The organism is Enterobacter sp. 198, assembly GCF_009025585.1.
GTDB lineage: Bacteria > Pseudomonadota > Gammaproteobacteria > Enterobacterales > Enterobacteriaceae > Enterobacter > Enterobacter ludwigii.
Genome location: NZ_WCIM01000021.1, coordinates 1 through 18,846, shown reverse-complemented (window position 1 = coordinate 18,846; position 18,846 = coordinate 1). Strand labels below are relative to the sequence as shown.

Below are 18,846 nucleotides of genomic sequence, written 5' to 3'. Positions count from 1 at the left end.
GGTAACAATCCCGTGAGGTAAATAATGGATATCACTTCAGTAACAACGTCAGAAAAACCCACTTTGCACTTGTTATGTGGGAAAATCGCATCAGGCAAATCCACATTGTCAGCAAAGTTAGGTGCATTACCCGGCACCATAATTGTCAGTGAAGATTATTGGCTGGCTGCCCTCTTTGCCAATGAAATGCAATCCATAGCTGATTATGTGCAGTATTCCTCAAGACTCAGAAACGCTATGAAGCCTCATCTGGTGTCGCTACTCAAAGCGGGTTTATCCGTAGTTCTGGATTTTCCGGCAAACACACAAACCAATCGTGAATGGATGATGAGCATCATTAAGGAGTCAGGTGCCAGTAACAGGCTGCATTACCTGAAAGTTACTGATGAAGTATGTAAATCCCGCTTGCGCGCCCGTAATGCAGAAGGAATGCATGAATTTACAGCCTCAGATCAACAATTTGAAACCATAACGCGCTTTTTCGCAGAGCCAACGGCTGATGAAGGGTTTGATATTATTGAATACAGCTGAATTTACCTTTCTGCACAAAGCGGACCGGCATAAGAGCCGCAAGGTCCGCTGTGAGCGATAAGAGGACGTTGAGTTTCTAGTAAAACTGACATGAAAACGTCCAAAGTCCCTCTGGGGATTTGTGAAAGTAGCCGATACCATTGTCCGCCCACATCCAGTTTACTTTTTCTTCTGACCCCACTTGAAAGACAAAATCTTGAATCCCCACACCATGTTGTATCTCCATTGGATATCCTCCAACCTTGGTTCCCCTGTACCGGTTAAAACCATCATAGAATCTATTACTTGCATCCTCATCATCGTTTACGTCAGACAAGTCAATAATATCCCAAGCATCCTCCCATCCCGGAGCATCATCATTGACACTCACCCACCGAACCGGAAATGCTCGATATGGAGTGTTAATTGCAGGCAATAACTCAAGCCCATCAAGGGTTGCGTATTCTCGTATTAGCCACCCCTCGCCATGAGGTTTATCAAATGGATGGCTTTCCATATTATGATAAAGCACTAAGAGCGCGATCCCCTTCAGTTGTTCAGGAATCACGGGAAGCTCATCTACGCGAATCTGGAGAAGCGGAAACATCGGCTGCCCCTTCCAAACTGGCAACCCTTCACCTGGAAGAGCGACTCCTTTTAAAAACCAGGATGTAATTGGGTCTGCTGTAGGGCGGAAACCACCGACTTGTGCCACAGATGCAGTACGTAATTTGGATCTGAGTTCTTCTAAAACTAACGCACTCTTGGATTTCATAATTGCATCCTTGCGTATGCCCATACTCTTGGATTCTGAAATGGAGGAGTTTTTATTATATATCGTAATTATTACCCAACAGACCTAAATATTTCTGTGCTTCCTCTTCAGGATAGTTACGGAGGTCCGCTTCTGGCACATAACGGCCCTGGAAATTGGGAAAATCACCGGACCCTTAGCAGATCTGAATATCTGGTCGTATATCTCGGCGACAGCATTTCACGGTTCATCTGCCAATACTGCTGTATGCCCTGTCCTGCAAAGTAAAGCGTGCCTTTCCCGTCTTTCGCATTCAGGTGATCGAGCACCTTAATCAACTTTTCGCTGCCAGCATACGGTGCGTTCTCATCGAAAAGGTTGAGCTGGGCCCCCCCTGGCTGAAGAAGTCACCCGACATTATTCCGGCTTTCTGGTAACGATGGCCATCCTTCCAGATTTTATCCAGGCACTTTATGTGGCGTTAATGATTTTGGGGAAGAAAAATCGGTCAAAAAACCGGGCATCGCGCCCGGTTCTGTTCCCATACTAAAAAAGCCCTTAAGCACTCAATCCACGATTCTCCAGCATCGGTTCGATCTTCGGATCGTGGCCGCGCCAGTTCCGGTAAAGTTCAGCTAAATCAGTACTATTCCCGCGCGACAAAATGGCCTCGCGGAATTTCTGTCCGTTTTCGCGTTTCAAACCACCCTGCTCGACAAACCACTGATAGCCATCGTCCGCCAGCATCTGCGTCCACAGGTAGGCATAATATCCCGCCGCGTAGCCGCCGCCGAAGATATGGGCGAAGTAGCTGCTGCGATAGCGCGGTGGAACGGCGGGCAGATCCAGCCCCTCTTTGTGCAGTGCTGCCGCTTCAAAGGTGTCAACATCGTCCACGGGTTCGCTGATGCCGTGCCAGTTCATATCCAGCAGCGCAGCGCTAAGCAGCTCGGTCATGTCATAACCTTTATTAAACTGCGTCGCGTTAAGCATTTTATCGCGCAGCGCCTCGGGCATCGGCTCTCCGGTCTGATAGTGGCGGGCATAGTGGGCAAACACCTGCGGGTGGCTCGCCCAGTGCTCGTTGATTTGCGATGGGAACTCGACAAAATCACGCGGCGTATTGGTGCCGGAGAGGGAGGCGTAGCGCTGGCTGGCAAACAGACCGTGCAGCGTATGACCAAACTCGTGGAACAGGGTGACCACATCGTCCCAGGAGATCAGCGCCGTCTGACCGTTAGCCGGTTTTTGATAGTTGCAGACATTGTAAATAACCGGGCGCGAGGCAAACTCATACGATTGCTCGACGAAATTCCCCATCCACGCCCCACCGGCTTTCGATTCGCGGGCAAAGAAATCACCGTAGAACAGCGCCATCCCTTCGCCGGTGTGGTCGAAAATCTCCCACACGCGGACATCAGGATGGTAAACCGGAATATCGAAACGCTCGACAAAGCGGAGGCCAAACAGCTGGCTTGCAGCCCAGAATACGCCATCCTGCAACACCGTGTTGAGCGCAAAGTACGGCTTGATTTGCGACTCGTCGAGGGCATATTTCGCCTGGCGCACGCGCTCGGCATAAAAGGCCCAGTCCCACGCCTGCACGGTGAACCCGCCCTGCTCGTCATCAATCACTTTTTGGATATCGGCCTGCTCAAGCGTCGCTCGGGTGCGTGCGGCGGGTACAATTCCGCGCATAAAAGCCAACGCGGCGGCAGGTGTTTTCGCCATTTGATCGGCGATACTCCAGCTTGCGTAGTCCTCAAACCCCAACAATTTTGCCTGACGCGCACGCAACGCGGTGAGACGCAGGATCAGTGCCCGGGTATCGTTTTCATCCCCTTTCTGGGTACGCGTCCAGCCCGCGTTAAACAAATTTTCCCGCGTCTGACGGTCACGCAGCGCGGAAAGTGCGGGTTGTTGAGTGGTATTAAGCAGCGGAATCAACCAGCGATCGTTCAGCCCTTTCTCCGCGGCGGCATGGGCAGCCGTCGCAATCTCGTCAGGATTGAGTCCATCAAGCTGATGAGCATAATCCACGACCAGCCCACCGGCTTTGGTGGCGGCCAGCAGACGCTGATTAAACTGGCTGGTGAGGGTAGCCGCCTCGGTATTCAGCGCTTTCAGCTCCGCTTTTTCTGCATCATTCAGCCGCGCACCGGCCAGCACAAAGTGCTGGTACGTCTCTTCTGCCAGCCGACGGGATTCGGCGTCCAGCGCAGCACAATCCTGCCAGACGCTCTCCACGCGAGAGAACAGCGTGTCGTTAAGCCAGATATCGTTCGCCAGCGCAGCAAGCTCGGTAGAGATCTGCTCTTCAAGCGCCTGTAAGTCATCATTGGTGTGCGCAGAGGTCATGGCGAAGAAAACACTGCTAACACGCGAGAGCATGGCACCGCTTTTTTCGAGCGCCAGCACGGTATTGTTGAAATCGGGGGCGGCCGTTTGCGCGACAATCGCGTCAATTTCGGCTCGCTTCTGGCGTATCGCTTCATCGAATGCCGGGCGGTAGTAGCCGTCGTTGATTTCGTCGAATCGGGGTGCCTGATAAGGCAACAGGCTGCTTTCAAAAAAGGGATTAGTGGCCGACATCTTTCACTCCTGAGTACGGTTATCCTCCCAGAGTAGGCCAGGCCGCCACTGCCTGCAATGCCGTCATACAAATGTTGCCTTAACGCATCCTTCTCGGCCGTGCTATGTTAGTACAACACAAAAAGCGTTGAGGAACAGTGAGATGATTATTTTAGTTACCGGGGCAACGGCAGGTTTTGGTGAAAGCATCACGCGTCGCTTCGTCGCCAACGGACATAAGGTGATTGCGACGGGTCGTCGTCAGGAGCGTCTGCAGGAGCTGAAAGATGAGCTGGGTGACAGCATCCTGACCGCGCAGCTTGATGTCCGTAACCGTGCCGCCATCGAAGAGATGATTGCTAACCTGCCGGCCGAATGGCGTGCCATTGACCTGCTGGTCAACAACGCCGGTCTGGCGCTCGGTATGGAGCCTGCCCACAAAGCCAGCGTCGAAGACTGGGAAAACATGATCGACACAAATAACAAGGGGCTGGTGTACATGACCCGCGCCGTGCTGCCAGGCATGGTTGAGCGCAATCGCGGCCACATTATTAACATCGGTTCGACCGCCGGAAGCTGGCCTTATGCGGGCGGTAATGTTTATGGCGCGACCAAAGCCTTCGTGCGCCAGTTCAGCCTTAACCTGCGTACCGATCTGCACGGCACCGCCATTCGCGTGACCGATATTGAGCCGGGCCTGGTAGGCGGAACCGAATTTTCCAACGTTCGGTTTAAAGGTGATGACGCGAAAGCAGACAAAACCTACGAGAATGCGAACGCCCTGACGCCGGAAGATGTCACCGAAGCGGTCTGGTGGGTGGCAACGCTGCCAAAACACGTCAACATTAACACGGTAGAAATGATGCCAGTCAGCCAGAGTTTTGGCGGACTTAGCGTCCATCGTGGCTAAAATTGCCCTTCCCGGCCTGCGGGCCGGGTCTGTTTCAGGCCATAAAAGAATGGTAGTATGTTCAGGCTAACTCTCTGAGAAATGACAACTCATGGCCGCTGAATCGCAACTCAATCCTACCCAGCCTGTAAACCAGCAAATCTATCGCATTTTGCGACGTGATATTGTCCATTGCCTGATCCCACCCGGAACGCCGCTCTCTGAAAAAGAGGTGTCCGTGCGGTTTGACGTGTCCCGCCAGCCCGTGCGTGAGGCGTTTATCAAGCTTGCAGAAAACGGTCTGATTCAGATCCGCCCGCAGCGCGGCAGCTATGTGAACAAAATCTCGCTCTCCCAGGTGCGTAACGGGTGTTTTGTCCGTCAGGCCATTGAGTGCGCGGTGGCGCGCCGGGCCGCATCGCTGATTGACGATAACCAGTGCTATCTGCTGGAGCAAAACCTGCATCAGCAGCGTATTGCGATTGACCGTAAACAGCTCAACGACTTCTTCCAGCTTGATGACGAGTTTCACCAGAAGCTGGCGCAAATTGCGGACTGTCAGCTGGCATGGGACACGATTGAAAACATCAAAGCCACCATCGACCGCGTGCGCTATATGAGCCTCGACCACGTCTCACCACCGGAAATGTTGCTACGACAGCATCATGATATTTTCAGTGCGCTGGAAAAACGCGATCAGGACGGTGTAGAAAAAGCGATGACGCTGCACCTGCAGGAAATCAGCGAATCCGTACAGTTAATTCGTCAGGAAAACAGCGACTGGTTTAGCGAAGAGTAAAATACGCCGCCCCCGTTTCGGTTGCGGCGAAGAGATTAGCGAACCACCAGCACCGGAATACTCGCATAGCGCAGGATAGATTCCGCATTTGAACCGAGCAGATGGGTGCTGATGCTCGGGTTTTTCGACCCGATGACGATCACGTCATATTCCCCTTCTTTGCTCAGTTTGATAATTTCGTCACGCACGTTGCCAAAGCAGACCAGGCTGTGGATATTCTCCCCGGGGAGATCAAACAGCCTTTTTAGCTCGTTCATTTTCTTCCCGGATTCTGCGGTCATAAACGCTTCAAACTTTTTGATATCGGCGTTGAATCCGCGCAGCAACGAGCGGCTGCTGTTGGGGAGAATGTTCACCAGCGTAATCGACGCACCTTCCGCCTTTGCAAGGTTGGCCGCGTGGCGAACCGCTTTGTCGCTCAATTCCATTTCAAATACATCAACAGGCATTAAAATCTTCTTATACATAAGCCTGACTCCTTATTCCTGTGAAAGGGGTATTCCCTGCTCCAAGAATGACAGCCGGAATATAAACAAACCCTAAACGCTTGCCTGCAGAAACTATCAATAAAGGAAAATAAATGTGGGCTTTGTAAATTGCTGTCGTGAACCGTCAGCACCCACCAATATTGAGAAAAAAGTGTGAGTTTGATCAAAAACAAAAAAATGAGATGCAGACAGGCGTATTTATAGTGCCCCGTGAACGGTGAAACCTGAAATAGCGCCGTAACGGATAAGTGAGAGAGGAGAAAATACCATGATGACATACGACCGTAACCGTAACGCAATTACCACCGGCAGCCGTGTAATGATCAATGGCACAGGACACACCGGCGTGATTAAAGCGATCCACAGCGAAGGGCTGGATGCCGCGCAGGTGCGTCGCAGCAAAACGGTAGAAGTGGAAGGTTGCGAAGGTAAGTTCGAACCGATTGAACTAATTCGCCTGGGTATGCACTGATTCATGCGACATCATGCCGCCGCACGCGGCGGCATGTGATGACTTAGCAGTTCGCCGCGTACTCTGCGATCGTGGCTTTTGCACCTTTTTGCAGTAACGTCTGGTAAGCACGCATTACCGCATCCACAAAGACGGTTTCATGCGGGAGTTCTTTGCCAAAAATGGCCTCAATGCCCAGCAGCGCCTTCACCCGGTCTTCGCCCTCAGCACTTCCCTTCACCGCCGCCTGAATGACCGCCAGCTGCGGGTCGCTCACGTCGATAGCGTTGCCCTGCTCATCGACACCACCGACATACCGCATCCAGCCTGCAATGCCTAATGCCAGCAGCGGGAAGCTTTTTTGATGCACCAGATGCCAGCGCACGGAATCGAGCATACGCTGCGGGAGCTTCTGGCTGCCGTCCATTGCGATTTGCCAGGTACGGTGACGTAACGCCGGGTTGCTGTAGCGGGCAATCAACAGGTCTGCATAGTGGCCTAAATCAACGCCTTTCACTTTTAAGGTCGGCGCCTGCTCGTTCAGCATCAGCGCATGGGCGGCAGTACGGTAGTGTTCGTCTTCCATGCAGTCGTTGATGTGCGGGTACCCCGCCAGATAGCCAAGATACGCGAGGAAAGAGTGACTGCCGTTAAGCATGCGCAGCTTCATCTCTTCAAACGGAATGACGTCTGAAACCAGCTCCGCCCCGGCCTTTTCCCACTGCGGACGGCCTGCAACAAAGTTGTCCTCAATCACCCACTGACGGAACGGTTCGCACGCCACGCCTGCCGGGTCACGAACGCCGGTCAGCTGCTCAATTTTATCCAGCGTCTCCGGTGTAACCGCGGGAACAATGCGATCCACCATGGTGGACGGGAAAGTGACGCTGGATTCAATCCAGTCTGCCAGCTCGCCGTCAACCGCGCGGGCATAAGCGCAGGTCACATTACGCATGACGTGACCGTTCTCCGGCATATTGTCACAGGACATGACGCTAAACGCGGGCAGCCCGGCAGCTTTGCGTCGCGCGAGTGCTTCCACCACCACACCCGGCGCAGATTTCGGCTGATGCGGGTTTTGCAGGTCGGCGGCGATTAACGGGTGATCGAATATCAGTTTCCCGGTCGCCGGCAAGTGGCAATATCCCTTTTCAGTAATGGTGAGCGAGACAATCGCCACCTGCGGCTCACACAGTGCGGCCAGCACGCGTTCCAGCCCGTCAACCTGTGCATGCAGTGCGTTCCTGACCACGCCCACCACCCGCGATGTCCACGCATCGGCAGACATTTCCGCCACGGTGTAGAGATGATCCTGTGCGTTCAAATCGGCAATCTGCTGTTCACCGCCAATCAGGTTTACCTCACAGTAACCCCAGTCGCTATTATATTCCGCGGCGAGAATGTCGGCATACACCGCCTGGTGCGCACGGTGAAATGCGCCAAACCCTAAATGAACAATGCGTGCCTTGAGGCGTTCGCGATCGTACTGAGGAAGCGTCGCTTTCGCCTGTAATAACCGGTTTTCCATGATTAAGACTCGTTAAGTTATGTACGCTGGGATTCGCTGCCGCTCTGAATGAGCAGCAGCGCCTGCTGACTACACCAACTAGAATGGCAGTCGGGGTAAAAAAGAACTGCCATTAACCATACTGATCCTGCAGTTTGAGATTTTGATTTATATTAACTTTTACGCATGTGGTGTGACATGAACATAAAGTTGTGTGACATGTCACTAAAGATATAAACCATTACCGCCGCGATGAAACCGCCCCATAGCCAACGGAATCACGTGCCGGCCCCTCCGCCGCATCTTCCGCCACGCTCAAATCACGATCGCAGACCTCTGGCATGCAGATGGCGGCGATCAGCCCAATCACGGAGTAGGCGATCATCATGGCGACAATTGGCCACCAGGAACCGGTCATATTGCAGAAGATCCCGGCGAGCACTGGCCCAAAGCCTACCGCCACCAGCCCGCCCGCCTCTTTTGAGATAGCCATCCGGGTAAAGCGGTTACGCGAGCCAAACATCTCCGCCATCGTGATGTTTTCCAGGGCGAACAGTCCCAGTACGGCGAAATTATGGATAACGATGATGGAAAGCATGATCACGCCCGGCGCATAGCTCTTATCAACGATAATCGACAGCATCGGGTACGCCAGAATAATGGCGGAGATATTGAGCAGAATGTACGGCAGACGACGCCCTACTTTATCGGAGAGCCAGCCCAACAGCGGGATAGAGATAAACCCGAGAATTGAGCTTATCATCAGCGCATCGGTGGGGATCGCTTTATCGAACAGCAGCGTCTGAACCAGATACCCGGCAAGAAACGTCTGGATCAGTCCCGAATTCCCCGCCTGACCAAAACGCAGCCCGGTTGCCAGCCAGAAGGACTTACTCTTCACCATCGCTGCAAATGATAAATCGTGTTTTGTCACCGGTGCGGTTGTCTCAGCCTCGTTCACTTTTTCAAATACCGGGCTCTCCTTGAGGTTCATTCGCAGCCAGATGGCGAAGATCATTACCACCACGCTTGCAAGAAACGGGACACGCCAGCCCCAGGCAACCAACTGTTCGCGGTCGAGGGCGAAGAACATAATTGCCCAGATAGCCGTTGCACTTAGCGTCCCGCAGTTGGTGCCCATCGCCACCAGCGAGGAGATAATGCCGCGTTTCCCTTTAGGGGCGTACTCCGCCAGCATGGTCCCGGCGCCGGAGATTTCAGCCCCTGCCCCCAGCCCCTGGATAATACGCAGCGTCACTAACAGCACGGGCGCGAAAATCCCAATCTGCGCGTAGGTCGGCAAGACCCCGATCAGGGTCGTGCAGATCCCCATCATAGTAATGGTGATAAACAGCACCTTTTTACGGCCAATGCTGTCGCCCATTCGCCCGAAGATAAAGGCGCCGACAATGCGCGCGATATAGCCTGCACCGTACGTCCCCATCGCCAGAATCAGCGCCATTGCGGCCGATTGTTCCGGGAAGAAGATCTCATGGAATACCAGTGCGGCCCCCAGCGAATAGAGCTGGAAATCCATAAACTCCAGTGCGGTACCCAGCCAGCCGGAAACGGCGGCTTTCACCAGATCTGAAGTCGTTCTTTGTGGTTGTGTTTGCGTCATAATGGCTATCTCTGCAAGGTAAGATGCGTACCACTCAGAGCCTGTCTGCGCAGGCTCTTAACCGCGTGAATTATTATTGCCCGAACGTGAGTAAGACTTTGCAGCACTGCCGCTGATCTTTTTCAAACCGTTCGATGGCGTCTGTTACGTGGTGATAGTCAAAAGTGTGGGTGATCAGTTTGTCCGGGTCGATCAGCCCCTTTTCCAGCCAGTCGATGACGACGGGGAATTTGTTGGCATTCAGCCGTGATGAGAATATCGCCAGCTCTTTTCCGGTGATCCCCTGCTGAACAATCTGGCTTGGGTCGCTGGAAAACCCCATCAGCACGATGCGTGCCGCCGGAGAGGCAATGGTGATGGCTTCCTGTAAAATTGTCGGATGACAGGCTGCGTCAATAATAAGCGTTGGTTTGATCCCTTTTTCTTCCAGCGCCGCCTGTAACGACAGCTCCGCGTTGTTGAACACCCAGTCCGCGCCGCTGCGTTGCGCCATCGCCAGCCGTTCATTGATCCGATCGACAACGATAACCTGCTTCACCTTATAGACACCTTTCAGCGCCTGGAGGGTGACAAGGCCCATGGGGCCTGCGCCGTAGATCAGGGCGATATCCTGCCCGGTGGGTTGTGCGTGGCCCGTCACGTTAGCGGCAATCGTGAACGGCTCGATCATTACCGCGTGTTTATCTGGAATAGCGTCCGGAACAACCCAGGCATTTTTTGCCGGTACGACGGCATACTCACTAAAGCCTCCGTCGCGATGAACGCCCAGCACCACCAGAGAAGTACAGACATTGGGTTTGCCCACGGAGCACGGATAGCAGTGTCCGCAGCTGATCACCGGGTCAACCGAGACGCGCTCGCCCACGCGGGCCGGGTCAACTCCCTCACCAACGGCATCAATCTCACCAAAAAATTCATGGCCAATCACGCGCGGGTATCGGGCAAACGGATTATGCCCGCGGTAAATATGGCTGTCTGAACCGCAAATACCGGCCAGTTTGACGTTGACGCGCACTTCACCTGCCGCGGGTTCCGGGAGTGGACGATCTTCAATCACCAGTGCGTTGGGTTGTTGAATCACTACGCTTTTCATCGTTCGCTCCTCGTTTACCAGTTCCACAACGTGCCATCTTCGAGACGGGCAACCGGAAGATAGGCAGGATCGTACGGGTATTTCGCCGCCAGTTTTTCGTCAAATTCAATGCCCAGCCCGGGTTTGTCGCCCGGATGCATATAGCCATTATCAAAGCGCCAGCTGTGCGGGAAGACCTCCAGCATCTGTTCGGAGTAACCCATATATTCCTGTACACCAAAGTTTGGCACCCACAGGTCAAAATGCAGCGCGGCGGCGTGGCAAACAGGCGACAGATCCGACGGTCCATGTGAGCCGGTACGCACCTGATAAAGCGAGGCGAAGTCCGCGATGCGCCGCATGCCGGTGATGCCGCCCGCGTGGGTAATGGTGGTGCGGATATAGTCGATAAGCTGCTCTTCAATAAGCTGCTTGCAGTCCCAGATACTGTTAAACACTTCTCCAACCGCAATCGGCGTGACCGTGTGCTGACGGATCAGACGGAAGCAGGCCTGGTTTTCCGCAGGCGTAGGATCTTCCATCCAGAACATACGGAATGCTTCAATGCTCTTACCGAATCGCGCCGCCTCAATCGGGGTCAAACGGTGGTGCATGTCGTGCAAAAGATGCTCATTAAAGCCAAATTTACTGCGCACCGCATCGAACAGCTTCGGTGTGAAATCGAGGTATTTTTCGGTGGACCAGAGCTGCTCTTCCGGCCAGTCACCTTTAGTGGCGGGCTCGTAGGCCAGCCCTTTTCCTTTCGACATGCCATAGGTGGTTTTCATACCCGGCACGCCGCACTGGACGCGGATCGCCTTAAAGCCCATCTCTTTATGCCGGGCGTAATCTTCCAGCACGTCATCAATGGAGTGTCCGGTGGTATGACAATAGACCATCACCCCTTCCCGGGATGCGCCGCCCAGCAGCTGGTAGAGCGGCATATTGGCCGCTTTGGCTTTGATATCCCACAGTGCCATATCCACGGCGGAAATGGCCGACATGGTGACCGGACCACGACGCCAGTAGGCGCCTTTATAGAAGAACTGCCAGATATCCTCAATGCGGTGCGCATCACGGCCGATCAACTGCGGGCAGAGGTGATCTTTCAGATAAGAGGCCACCGAAAGTTCACGTCCGTTGAGGGTGGCATCACCCAGGCCGACGATGCCCTCGTCGGTGGTAATCTTAAGGGTGACAAAGTTACGCCCCGGGCAGGTAACAAAGACTTCAGCCCCGACAATCTTCATAATCCATTTCCTTACATCGCTCATTGTGATGCTGGAAACTTACTCTTCTGCACTACTACCATACAAGTATAATGATCATAAAATCAGCGAACGGTCACAAAAAAATCGGGCGCTCAGGCGCGCCCCCATCCGGCAACAATAATCAACATGCCGCACAGCGCAACCAGCGCCCCGGCCCAGTCATAGGCGCTGAGCTTCACACCATCCACCACGCGTAACCACAGCAGCGCGGTACAGACATAAACCCCGCCATAAGCGGCGTAGACGCGCCCGCTGGCCGCCGGGTGCAGCGTCAACAGCCAGACAAACAGGGCCAGCGCAATGCCCGCCGGGATCAGCAGGAATACGGTTGCCCCCTTCTTCAGCCAGAGCCACGGAAGGAAGCAGCCGATGATTTCACACAGCGCAGTGGCAAAAAAAAGCAGAGTGGTTTTGAGCATATTTACGGTCATGTGATGATTTATTTAGACATCATACCTGATGATATCGTTTACTTTTCCATACCCGTGCCGCGGGTATGCCGTTATTTCTCTTTGGTGTAGAATCTGAACGGGATAACTTAATTATCTGCGCCCATTTAAAAGGAAACGCTATGACTACATTAAGCAAACGCCTTTGTCTGACAGCCCTGCTGGCGCTGTCATCGTTCGCCTTTGCCGCCTCTGCCACCGCCGAAACCAGCAAACTCATTATTGAGTCTGGCGACAGCGCGCAAAGCCGTCAGAACGCCGCCATGGACAAAGAACAATGGAATGACACCCGTAGCCTTCGCCAGAAGGTGAACAAACGTGTTGAAAAAGAGTGGGACAAAGAAGATGTCGCTTTCGACGCGCGCGATAAGTGTCAGCAAAGTGCCAACGTTAACGCCTACTGGGAGCCAAATACCCTGCGCTGCCTGGATCGTCGTACTGGCCGCACGGTCGCGCCATAATGTCAGTGCAGTGTGACGTAAAGCTCCGCCCGCTGGAGCGTGAAGACCTGCGCTTCGTCCACCAGCTCGACAATAACGCCAGCGTGATGCGCTACTGGTTCGAAGAGCCTTACGAGGCGTTTGTTGAGCTGTCGGATCTCTACGATAAGCACATACACGATCAGAGCGAACGCCGTTTTGTCGTGGAGTGTGAAGGTGAAAAAGCCGGTCTGGTGGAACTGGTTGAGATCAACCACGTTCATCGTCGGGCAGAATTCCAGATTATCATTTCACCTGAGCATCAGGGGAAAGGTCTTGCCACGCGGGCGGCGAAGCTGGCGATGGATTACGGATTCAACGTCCTGAATCTCTACAAGCTTTATCTCATCGTGGATAAAGAGAACGAGAAAGCAATCCATATCTACCGCAAGCTGGGCTTTATGGTGGAAGGCGAGCTGGTTCACGAGTTCTTTATCAACGGTGAATACCGCAACACCATTCGCATGTGCATCTTCCAGCATCAGCACCTGGCCGGACACAAACCGTCAGGCGCCAGCCTGCTGAAACCCACCGCGCAGTAACCTGCGCGGCTTTTTCTCAGTAGTATTCAATACTGTTCTTAATGGTGTACTTGCGCTCAACGGCGGGCTTCACGCTGTTGTCGGTGATCGTCAGATCGCAACTCACCGGATTATTGTGTCGATCGTAATCACAGCTCTGATTGACGTTGCCCAGCGGTTTGTCATTCAGCATGCTCACGGCGGAGTAATCCATTCTTTTGCGAAGATCTTTAGACGGCGTCGACTGGACGGATAAATGCTGGTCCCCGGAGACGGTGGTTTTCCCCAGCGGATAGCCATCCGCATCATAGCGGTACTTCACTTCCATCTCTTTGCCGTGCGCCGCCACCACAAACCCGTTATCGTCGGTATCCCACGTTACGCCCGCCGACGGCAATTCGGCCAGCTGGCATTTCCCCTGCAGTTTCACTTTTCGCTGCTGGGTTTCCGCATCAAGGTAGTAATTAGCATCCAGTACCAGCGCCACGCCGGTATTGGCCTCGAGGTCGTGCAGTTCGAGGGTATCGAAACACCCTTCCGTCGACATCGTACCGGTTACCCGTTTGGAGACTTCACCTTTGTCGTTGAACAGTGTCTGGGTAAAGTCTTTTACCGGGCCGCGCAGAGGGTCAAAATCAAATTCATTGGAGAAGCTCGCCATCTCGGGCGTAAACGACAGCGGCGCGGAAGGGTTGTCGCACCCCACCAGTGTTGCTGCCATTAGCGTTATCGCTGCGTAGTTCTTCACATCATTTACCGAATCAGGGAGAGTATTCCCGATCATATTAGCAAATACCGTTGTTCACACGATAGCAAAATGTCAGGCGAAAAGAGACGTACAATCAATGCATTAATCTCTCTTACCCTCTGCAAAACCTCGCCAGAACGAGAAGGCGCTGTGCCCGCTGTTGAACAGGAAACACACCTGTTTTGAGCGCATGACGGATATTCTGTGACATATTAACAACATGAAAACGCCGGCAGATTGCACCATCTAACTTTTTCTTTGATATATTAAATGTTTACCATCCCCTTTCTTCCTCTATAAGGATGCGCTACCCTCACAAATGCGTTCGCGTCCAAAACCGCCTGGAATCTCTATGCTTTCTTTATTCATGAAAAAACGTAGGCAAAACGCTGATTTTTGATTGCTCATCAAAGGTTAAAAAATGAAAAAAACAATCCCTGCATATACGCCTGTTGACTTATCACGTTGGGCCAGAAAAGAACATTTCGAGGTATTTCAGTCCTTTGCTCAATCTACATTTAATCAAACTGTTCAAATAGACATCACCGCATTGCTCAGGGATATAAAAGAACTGGGCTGGAAATTTTATCCGACGATGATTTCCCTCCTTTCTAAAATCGTCAACAACCATTCGGAATTCCGTATGGCCATGAAGAACAATGAACTTGTCATATGGAATGAAATTCATCCAAGCTATACCATTTTCCATAATGAAACGGAGACCTTTTCTTCATTATGGAGTCACTTCGATGGCAATATTGATCATTTCCAGAACGTTTATTCGGAAGATGTTGCTCGCTATGGTAATAGCCTTTCTTATTGGCCGAAGGAAGAGTCACGGGAAAATGTATTTTTCGTGTCGGCGATCCCCTGGTCAAGTTTTACCAGTTTTAATATCAACGTAGCCAATATGCAGAACTTTTTTGCCCCCATGTTCACGATGGGGAAATACGTCAACCAGGGTGGAAAAGTATTGTTGCCCCTCGCCGTGCAGGTCCATCATTCCGTGTGCGATGGTTTCCATGTGGCAAGATTGTTCAATGAATTACAGGCGATGTGTGATGACTTACGGCATCACTCCGGCGAACAACAGGTGCAGAGCAAAACGCACCGCGCTTAGCGTCGCGATGCCGGGCGGGTATCACCGCCCGCAGGACGTGTTGATGGAAATTGAAATTGGGGAAAATGAGCGCAGGAAGCCTGTATAAGATTGTTCAGAAAGTTATCCCCAATAACAAAAGCTTACACGAACCCTGCTAAGCTTAACCGACACACAGAGAAAAGGAGCTACAGATGAAACGGTTACCCTGGATTACCGCCCTGCTGTTAATGAGCGCTTCTACAGCGGCTCTGGCTGCCCCGGATTCCTGCGAGCGCGTAAAAAGCGACATTCAGCAGAAAATCATCAATAACGGCGTGCCCGAGTCCGGCTTTACGTTGAATATTGTGCCAAACGATCAGGCTGACCAGCCGGATGCACAGGTAGTCGGTCATTGTGCGAACGATACCTTTAAAATTCTCTATACCCGCACCGGTAGCGGTGCCGCATCAGGGATGCAGGATAATGGTCAGGGCGAACCTCAGTGATTTTAATTACTTTCTCGCGGCCAATTCCCTTTGACTTGATGAGGATTAATATTTAATACCTCCAAATAAGTAACATTCACCCCATCATTAGCCCGGTTGTAATCACGGGCGAAAATAATACGCAATTAAAATGATGGGGTGAGTTATGTCCGATGTCGAAAATCACGGCGGGATCAGCCGTCGAACGTTGGTTAAATCCACTGCAATAGGCTCTCTGGCACTTGCCGCCGGGGGGATTTCACTGCCTTTTGGCCTCAAACGCGCCGCTGCCGCGGTACAAAACGCCGTAAAGCCCGCTGAAGACAAAGTGGTCTGGGGTGCCTGCTCGGTCAACTGCGGGAGCCGTTGCGCGCTGCGTCTTCACGTCCGTGATGAAGAAGTTTACTGGGTCGAAACGGATAACACCGGTGAGGATATTTATGGCAATCATCAGGTTCGCGCCTGCCTGCGCGGGCGTTCTATTCGCCGTCGGATCAACCACCCCGATCGTCTGAACTACCCCATGAAGCGCGTAGGGAAACGCGGTGAAGGCAAATTCGAGCGTATCTCATGGGATGAAGCCCTGGACACCCTTACCCGCAGCCTGAAAGATGTCGTCGAAAAATACGGCAACGAAGCGGTCTACATTAACTACTCCTCCGGCATTGTGGGCGGCAATATCACCCGCTCCTCCCCTTATGCTTCGCTGGTCGCGCGTCTGATGAACTGCTACGGCGGCTTTTTAAGCCACTATGGCACCTACAGCACCGCGCAAATAGCCTGTGCAATGCCCTACACCTACGGCAGCAACGATGGCAACAGCACCTCAGATATTGAAAACACGAAGCTGGTGGTGATTTCGGCAATAACCCGGCAGAGACGCGAATGAGCGGCGGCGGGATAACCTATTATCTCGAGCAGGCCCGCGAGCGCTCTCACGCGCGCATGATCGTCATCGATCCGCGGTATACCGACACCGCCGCCGGGCGCGAAGACGAGTGGATCCCGATTCGCCCGGGGACGGACGCCGCGCTGGTCGCGGGTATCGCCTGGGTACTGATCGACGAAAACCTTGTCGATCAGCCGTTCCTCGATACGTACTGCGTCGGCTATGACGAAAAAACGCTGCCGGAAGGTGCGCCTGCTAACGGGCATTACAAAGCGTATATTCTCGGTCAGGGTGATGATGGCATCGCCAAAACGCCGGAATGGGCCTCGCGCATCACAGGCATACCGGCCGATCGCATCATCAAGCTTGCACGGGAAATTGGCAGTACCAAACCGGCCTACATCTGTCAGGGCTGGGGCCCACAGCGCCAGGCCAACGGCGAGCTGACCTCCCGCGCCATTGCCATGTTGCCGATTTTGACCGGAAACGTCGGTATTAACGGCGGTAACAGCGGCGCGCGTGAATCGACCTACACGATCACTATTGAGCGTATGCCACTGCCGGATAACCCGGTGAAAACGCAAATCTCATGCTTTAGCTGGACCGACGCCATCGCGCGCGGACCCGAAATGACCGCCCTGCGCGACGGCGTGCGGGGAAAAGAGAAGCTGGATGTGCCGATCAAATTCATCTGGAACTACGCCGGCAACACCATCATCAACCAGCATTCCGACATCAACAAAACCCACGATATTCTGCAGGACGAGAGTAAATGCGAAACCATCGTGGTGATCGACAACTTCATGACCTCGTCGGCGAAATATGCTGACATCCTGCTGCCCGATTTAATGACCGTTGAGCAGGAAGACATTATTCCTAACGATTATGCAGGCAACATGGGCTACCTGATTTTCCTTCAGCCCGTGACCGCACCGAAGTTTGAGCGCAAACCGATCTACTGGATCATGAGTGAAGTGGCGAAACGCCTCGGCCCGGATATTCATCAGCGATTTACCGAAGGACGTACCCAGGCGCAGTGGCTGCAGTATCTGTATGCCAAAATGCTCGACAAAGATCCGCAGTTGCCGTCCTATGACGAACTGAAAGAGAGGGGTATTTATAAGCGTAAAGATCCGGCCGGGCACTTCGTGGCCTATAAAAAATTCCGCGATGATCCGCAGGCTCATCCGCTCAACACCCCCTCGGGCAAGATTGAAATTTACTCCAGCAAGCTGGCAGAGATTGCGGCTACCTGGGAGCTCGCCGACGACGAAACCATCAGCCCGCTGCCGGTCTACGCCTCGACCTTCGACGGCTGGGACGCCCCGGAACGTCATAAATTCCCGCTGCAGCTCTTCGGCTTCCACTTCAAAGCTCGCACCCATTCCAGCTACGGCAATGTCGACGTGCTGAAAGCCGCCTGCCGTCAGGAGGTCTGGCTTAACCCCGTGGACGCGGCGCAACGCGGCATCAAAAATGGCGATACGGTGCGCGTGTTTAACGATCGCGGCGAAGTACGCATCGAAGCGAAAGTCACACCGCGCATCATGCCCGGTGTGAGCGCGATGGGCCAGGGAGCCTGGCATGACGCCAATATGAACGGCGATCGTGTCGACCACGGTTCATGCATCAACACCCTGACCACGCACCGCCCGTCACCGCTGGCCAAAGGTAACCCGCAGCATACCAATCTGGTGCAGATCGAGAAGGCGTAAGGAGTAAGTGATGACCACTCAGTATGGATTTTTTATTGATTCCAGCCGCTGCACCGGGTGCAAAACCTGCGAGCTCGCCTGCAAGGATTACAAAGATTTAACCCCGGACGTCAGCTTCCGCCGTATTTACGAATACGCAGGCGGTGACTGGCAGGAAGACAACGGTGTCTGGCATCAGAACGTGTTTGCCTACTACCTGTCGATTGCCTGCAACCACTGCGAAGACCCGGCCTGCACCAAGGTCTGCCCGAGCGGGGCGATGCACAAGCGTGACGACGGGTTTGTGGTGGTGGATGAAGATGTCTGCATCGGCTGTCGCTACTGCCACATGGCCTGTCCGTACGGTGCCCCGCAGTACAACGCCGCCAAAGGGCATATGACCAAGTGCGACGGCTGCCACACTCGTGTGGCAGACGGCAAAAAGCCGATCTGCGTGGAGTCCTGTCCGCTGCGTGCGCTGGACTTCGGTCCTATCGACGAGCTGCGTAAAAAACATGGTCAGCTGGCGGCCGTCGCGCCGCTGCCGTCCGCGCACTTCACGAAGCC

Annotated in this window: 18 protein-coding genes and 2 pseudogenes; 10 read left to right on the top strand and 10 right to left on the bottom strand. The window is 53.4% G+C overall.

Annotation, left to right across the window (positions count from 1 at the left end):
* Window positions 1-24: 24 nt before the first annotated feature.
* Window positions 25-531: an AAA family ATPase gene (locus F8561_RS12445; protein ID WP_032681109.1), complete on the top strand. Its 507-nt coding sequence runs from the start codon at window positions 25-27 to the stop codon at window positions 529-531.
* A 76-nt stretch (window positions 532-607) separates the two neighbouring features.
* Here the strand turns inward: F8561_RS12445 and F8561_RS12440 are convergent, their stop codons facing one another.
* The 3 genes and pseudogenes from F8561_RS12440 to dcp all read right to left on the bottom strand — a co-directional run bounded on the left by F8561_RS12440 (window position 608) and on the right by dcp (window position 3,856).
* Window positions 608-1,285: a DUF1963 domain-containing protein gene (locus tag F8561_RS12440; protein ID WP_032677601.1), complete on the bottom strand. Its 678-nt coding sequence runs from the start codon at window positions 1,283-1,285 to the stop codon at window positions 608-610.
* A gap of 164 nt (window positions 1,286-1,449) precedes the next feature.
* Window positions 1,450-1,739: pseudogene (locus tag F8561_RS12435) on the bottom strand (DUF4113 domain-containing protein); the annotation flags it as partial.
* A gap of 83 nt (window positions 1,740-1,822) precedes the next feature.
* Window positions 1,823-3,856, bottom strand: coding sequence for a peptidyl-dipeptidase Dcp (gene dcp, locus F8561_RS12430; RefSeq protein ID WP_151887527.1), 2,034 nt, complete (start codon window positions 3,854-3,856; stop codon window positions 1,823-1,825).
* Between the two features lie 142 nt (window positions 3,857-3,998).
* Here dcp and ydfG point away from each other — a divergent pair, with 142 nt between their 5' ends.
* The gene (gene ydfG, locus F8561_RS12425) at window positions 3,999-4,745 is read left to right on the top strand and encodes a bifunctional NADP-dependent 3-hydroxy acid dehydrogenase/3-hydroxypropionate dehydrogenase YdfG (protein ID WP_020884259.1); all 747 of its coding nucleotides are present in this window, start codon (window positions 3,999-4,001) and stop codon (window positions 4,743-4,745) included.
* 91 nt (window positions 4,746-4,836) lie between these two features.
* Window positions 4,837-5,523 (top strand): GntR family transcriptional regulator, encoded by a 687-nt coding sequence (locus F8561_RS12420; RefSeq protein ID WP_014169893.1) that lies wholly within the window; start codon window positions 4,837-4,839, stop codon window positions 5,521-5,523.
* 35 nt (window positions 5,524-5,558) lie between these two features.
* On the opposite strand, the gene F8561_RS12415 is transcribed toward F8561_RS12420, so the two are convergent.
* On the bottom strand, window positions 5,559-5,990 hold the full coding sequence (locus F8561_RS12415; RefSeq protein ID WP_014169892.1) for a universal stress protein: 432 nt from the start codon (window positions 5,988-5,990) through the stop codon (window positions 5,559-5,561).
* Window positions 5,991-6,279: 289 nt separating this feature from the next.
* Between F8561_RS12415 and ydfZ the strand changes: the two genes are divergently transcribed.
* The gene (gene ydfZ, locus F8561_RS12410; RefSeq protein ID WP_013096785.1) at window positions 6,280-6,483 is read left to right on the top strand and encodes a putative selenium delivery protein YdfZ; all 204 of its coding nucleotides are present in this window, start codon (window positions 6,280-6,282) and stop codon (window positions 6,481-6,483) included.
* A gap of 43 nt (window positions 6,484-6,526) precedes the next feature.
* Here ydfZ and F8561_RS12405 read toward each other — a convergent pair whose 3' ends face one another.
* From F8561_RS12405 to F8561_RS12385, 5 genes are all read right to left on the bottom strand, one after another.
* Complete coding sequence (locus F8561_RS12405) at window positions 6,527-7,990, bottom strand: mannitol dehydrogenase family protein (RefSeq protein WP_151887526.1); 1,464 nt, start codon at window positions 7,988-7,990, stop codon at window positions 6,527-6,529.
* A gap of 220 nt (window positions 7,991-8,210) precedes the next feature.
* Complete coding sequence (locus tag F8561_RS12400) at window positions 8,211-9,590, bottom strand: MFS transporter (protein WP_014169890.1); 1,380 nt, start codon at window positions 9,588-9,590, stop codon at window positions 8,211-8,213.
* A 73-nt stretch (window positions 9,591-9,663) separates the two neighbouring features.
* Window positions 9,664-10,683, bottom strand: a complete 1,020-nt coding sequence (locus F8561_RS12395) for a Zn-dependent oxidoreductase (RefSeq protein ID WP_020884261.1) — start codon at window positions 10,681-10,683, stop codon at window positions 9,664-9,666.
* A 14-nt stretch (window positions 10,684-10,697) separates the two neighbouring features.
* A complete protein-coding gene (rspA, locus tag F8561_RS12390) occupies window positions 10,698-11,912 on the bottom strand; it encodes a starvation-sensing protein RspA (protein WP_020884262.1) in 1,215 nt (404 codons plus the stop codon).
* Between the two features lie 113 nt (window positions 11,913-12,025).
* Window positions 12,026-12,352 (bottom strand): YnfA family protein, encoded by a 327-nt coding sequence (locus tag F8561_RS12385; RefSeq protein ID WP_025204305.1) that lies wholly within the window; start codon window positions 12,350-12,352, stop codon window positions 12,026-12,028.
* A 152-nt stretch (window positions 12,353-12,504) separates the two neighbouring features.
* Here F8561_RS12385 and F8561_RS12380 point away from each other — a divergent pair, with 152 nt between their 5' ends.
* Complete coding sequence (locus F8561_RS12380) at window positions 12,505-12,843, top strand: DUF1283 family protein (RefSeq protein WP_020884264.1); 339 nt, start codon at window positions 12,505-12,507, stop codon at window positions 12,841-12,843.
* A complete protein-coding gene (speG, locus tag F8561_RS12375; RefSeq protein WP_020884265.1) occupies window positions 12,843-13,403 on the top strand; it encodes a spermidine N1-acetyltransferase in 561 nt (186 codons plus the stop codon). The genes F8561_RS12380 and speG overlap by 1 nt, the downstream gene beginning before the upstream one ends.
* Window positions 13,404-13,419: 16 nt before the next feature.
* Here speG and F8561_RS12370 read toward each other — a convergent pair whose 3' ends face one another.
* Window positions 13,420-14,130 carry a YnfC family lipoprotein gene (locus F8561_RS12370; RefSeq protein WP_151887525.1) on the bottom strand — a complete coding sequence of 237 codons (711 nt, stop codon included), beginning with the start codon at window positions 14,128-14,130 and terminating at the stop codon, window positions 13,420-13,422.
* A gap of 421 nt (window positions 14,131-14,551) precedes the next feature.
* On the opposite strand from F8561_RS12370, the gene catA reads away from it, so the two are divergent.
* The 4 genes and pseudogenes from catA to F8561_RS12350 all read left to right on the top strand — a co-directional run.
* On the top strand, window positions 14,552-15,250 hold the full coding sequence (gene catA / locus F8561_RS12365) for a type A chloramphenicol O-acetyltransferase (protein ID WP_108648356.1): 699 nt from the start codon (window positions 14,552-14,554) through the stop codon (window positions 15,248-15,250).
* Between the two features lie 173 nt (window positions 15,251-15,423).
* Window positions 15,424-15,717 carry a DUF1161 domain-containing protein gene (locus F8561_RS12360; RefSeq protein WP_014169881.1) on the top strand — a complete coding sequence of 98 codons (294 nt, stop codon included), beginning with the start codon at window positions 15,424-15,426 and terminating at the stop codon, window positions 15,715-15,717.
* Window positions 15,718-15,862: 145 nt separating this feature from the next.
* Window positions 15,863-18,300, top strand: a pseudogene (gene ynfE / locus F8561_RS12355) (selenate/tellurate reductase subunit YnfE).
* A 10-nt stretch (window positions 18,301-18,310) separates the two neighbouring features.
* On the top strand, window positions 18,311-18,846 hold a 536-nt coding region (locus tag F8561_RS12350; RefSeq protein ID WP_151887524.1), incomplete at its 3' end, for a DMSO/selenate family reductase complex B subunit.

Coding starts and splice junctions, on each gene's coding strand:
- F8561_RS12440 (WP_032677601.1), bottom strand. CDS start 1,285: ATGAAATCCAAGAGTGCGTTAGTTTTAGAAGAACTCAGATCCAAATTA.
- F8561_RS12415 (WP_014169892.1), bottom strand. CDS start 5,990: ATGTATAAGAAGATTTTAATGCCTGTTGATGTATTTGAAATGGAATTG.
- F8561_RS12395 (WP_020884261.1), bottom strand. CDS start 10,683: ATGAAAAGCGTAGTGATTCAACAACCCAACGCACTGGTGATTGAAGAT.
- F8561_RS12385 (WP_025204305.1), bottom strand. CDS start 12,352: ATGCTCAAAACCACTCTGCTTTTTTTTGCCACTGCGCTGTGTGAAATC.
- F8561_RS12380 (WP_020884264.1), top strand. CDS start 12,505: ATGACTACATTAAGCAAACGCCTTTGTCTGACAGCCCTGCTGGCGCTG.
- ydfG (WP_020884259.1), top strand. CDS start 3,999: ATGATTATTTTAGTTACCGGGGCAACGGCAGGTTTTGGTGAAAGCATC.
- F8561_RS12360 (WP_014169881.1), top strand. CDS start 15,424: ATGAAACGGTTACCCTGGATTACCGCCCTGCTGTTAATGAGCGCTTCT.
- F8561_RS12420 (WP_014169893.1), top strand. CDS start 4,837: ATGGCCGCTGAATCGCAACTCAATCCTACCCAGCCTGTAAACCAGCAA.
- F8561_RS12405 (WP_151887526.1), bottom strand. CDS start 7,990: ATGGAAAACCGGTTATTACAGGCGAAAGCGACGCTTCCTCAGTACGAT.
- rspA (WP_020884262.1), bottom strand. CDS start 11,912: ATGAAGATTGTCGGGGCTGAAGTCTTTGTTACCTGCCCGGGGCGTAAC.
- dcp (WP_151887527.1), bottom strand. CDS start 3,856: ATGTCGGCCACTAATCCCTTTTTTGAAAGCAGCCTGTTGCCTTATCAG.
- F8561_RS12400 (WP_014169890.1), bottom strand. CDS start 9,590: ATGACGCAAACACAACCACAAAGAACGACTTCAGATCTGGTGAAAGCC.
- speG (WP_020884265.1), top strand. CDS start 12,843: ATGTCAGTGCAGTGTGACGTAAAGCTCCGCCCGCTGGAGCGTGAAGAC.
- catA (WP_108648356.1), top strand. CDS start 14,552: ATGAAAAAAACAATCCCTGCATATACGCCTGTTGACTTATCACGTTGG.
- F8561_RS12445 (WP_032681109.1), top strand. CDS start 25: ATGGATATCACTTCAGTAACAACGTCAGAAAAACCCACTTTGCACTTG.
- ydfZ (WP_013096785.1), top strand. CDS start 6,280: ATGATGACATACGACCGTAACCGTAACGCAATTACCACCGGCAGCCGT.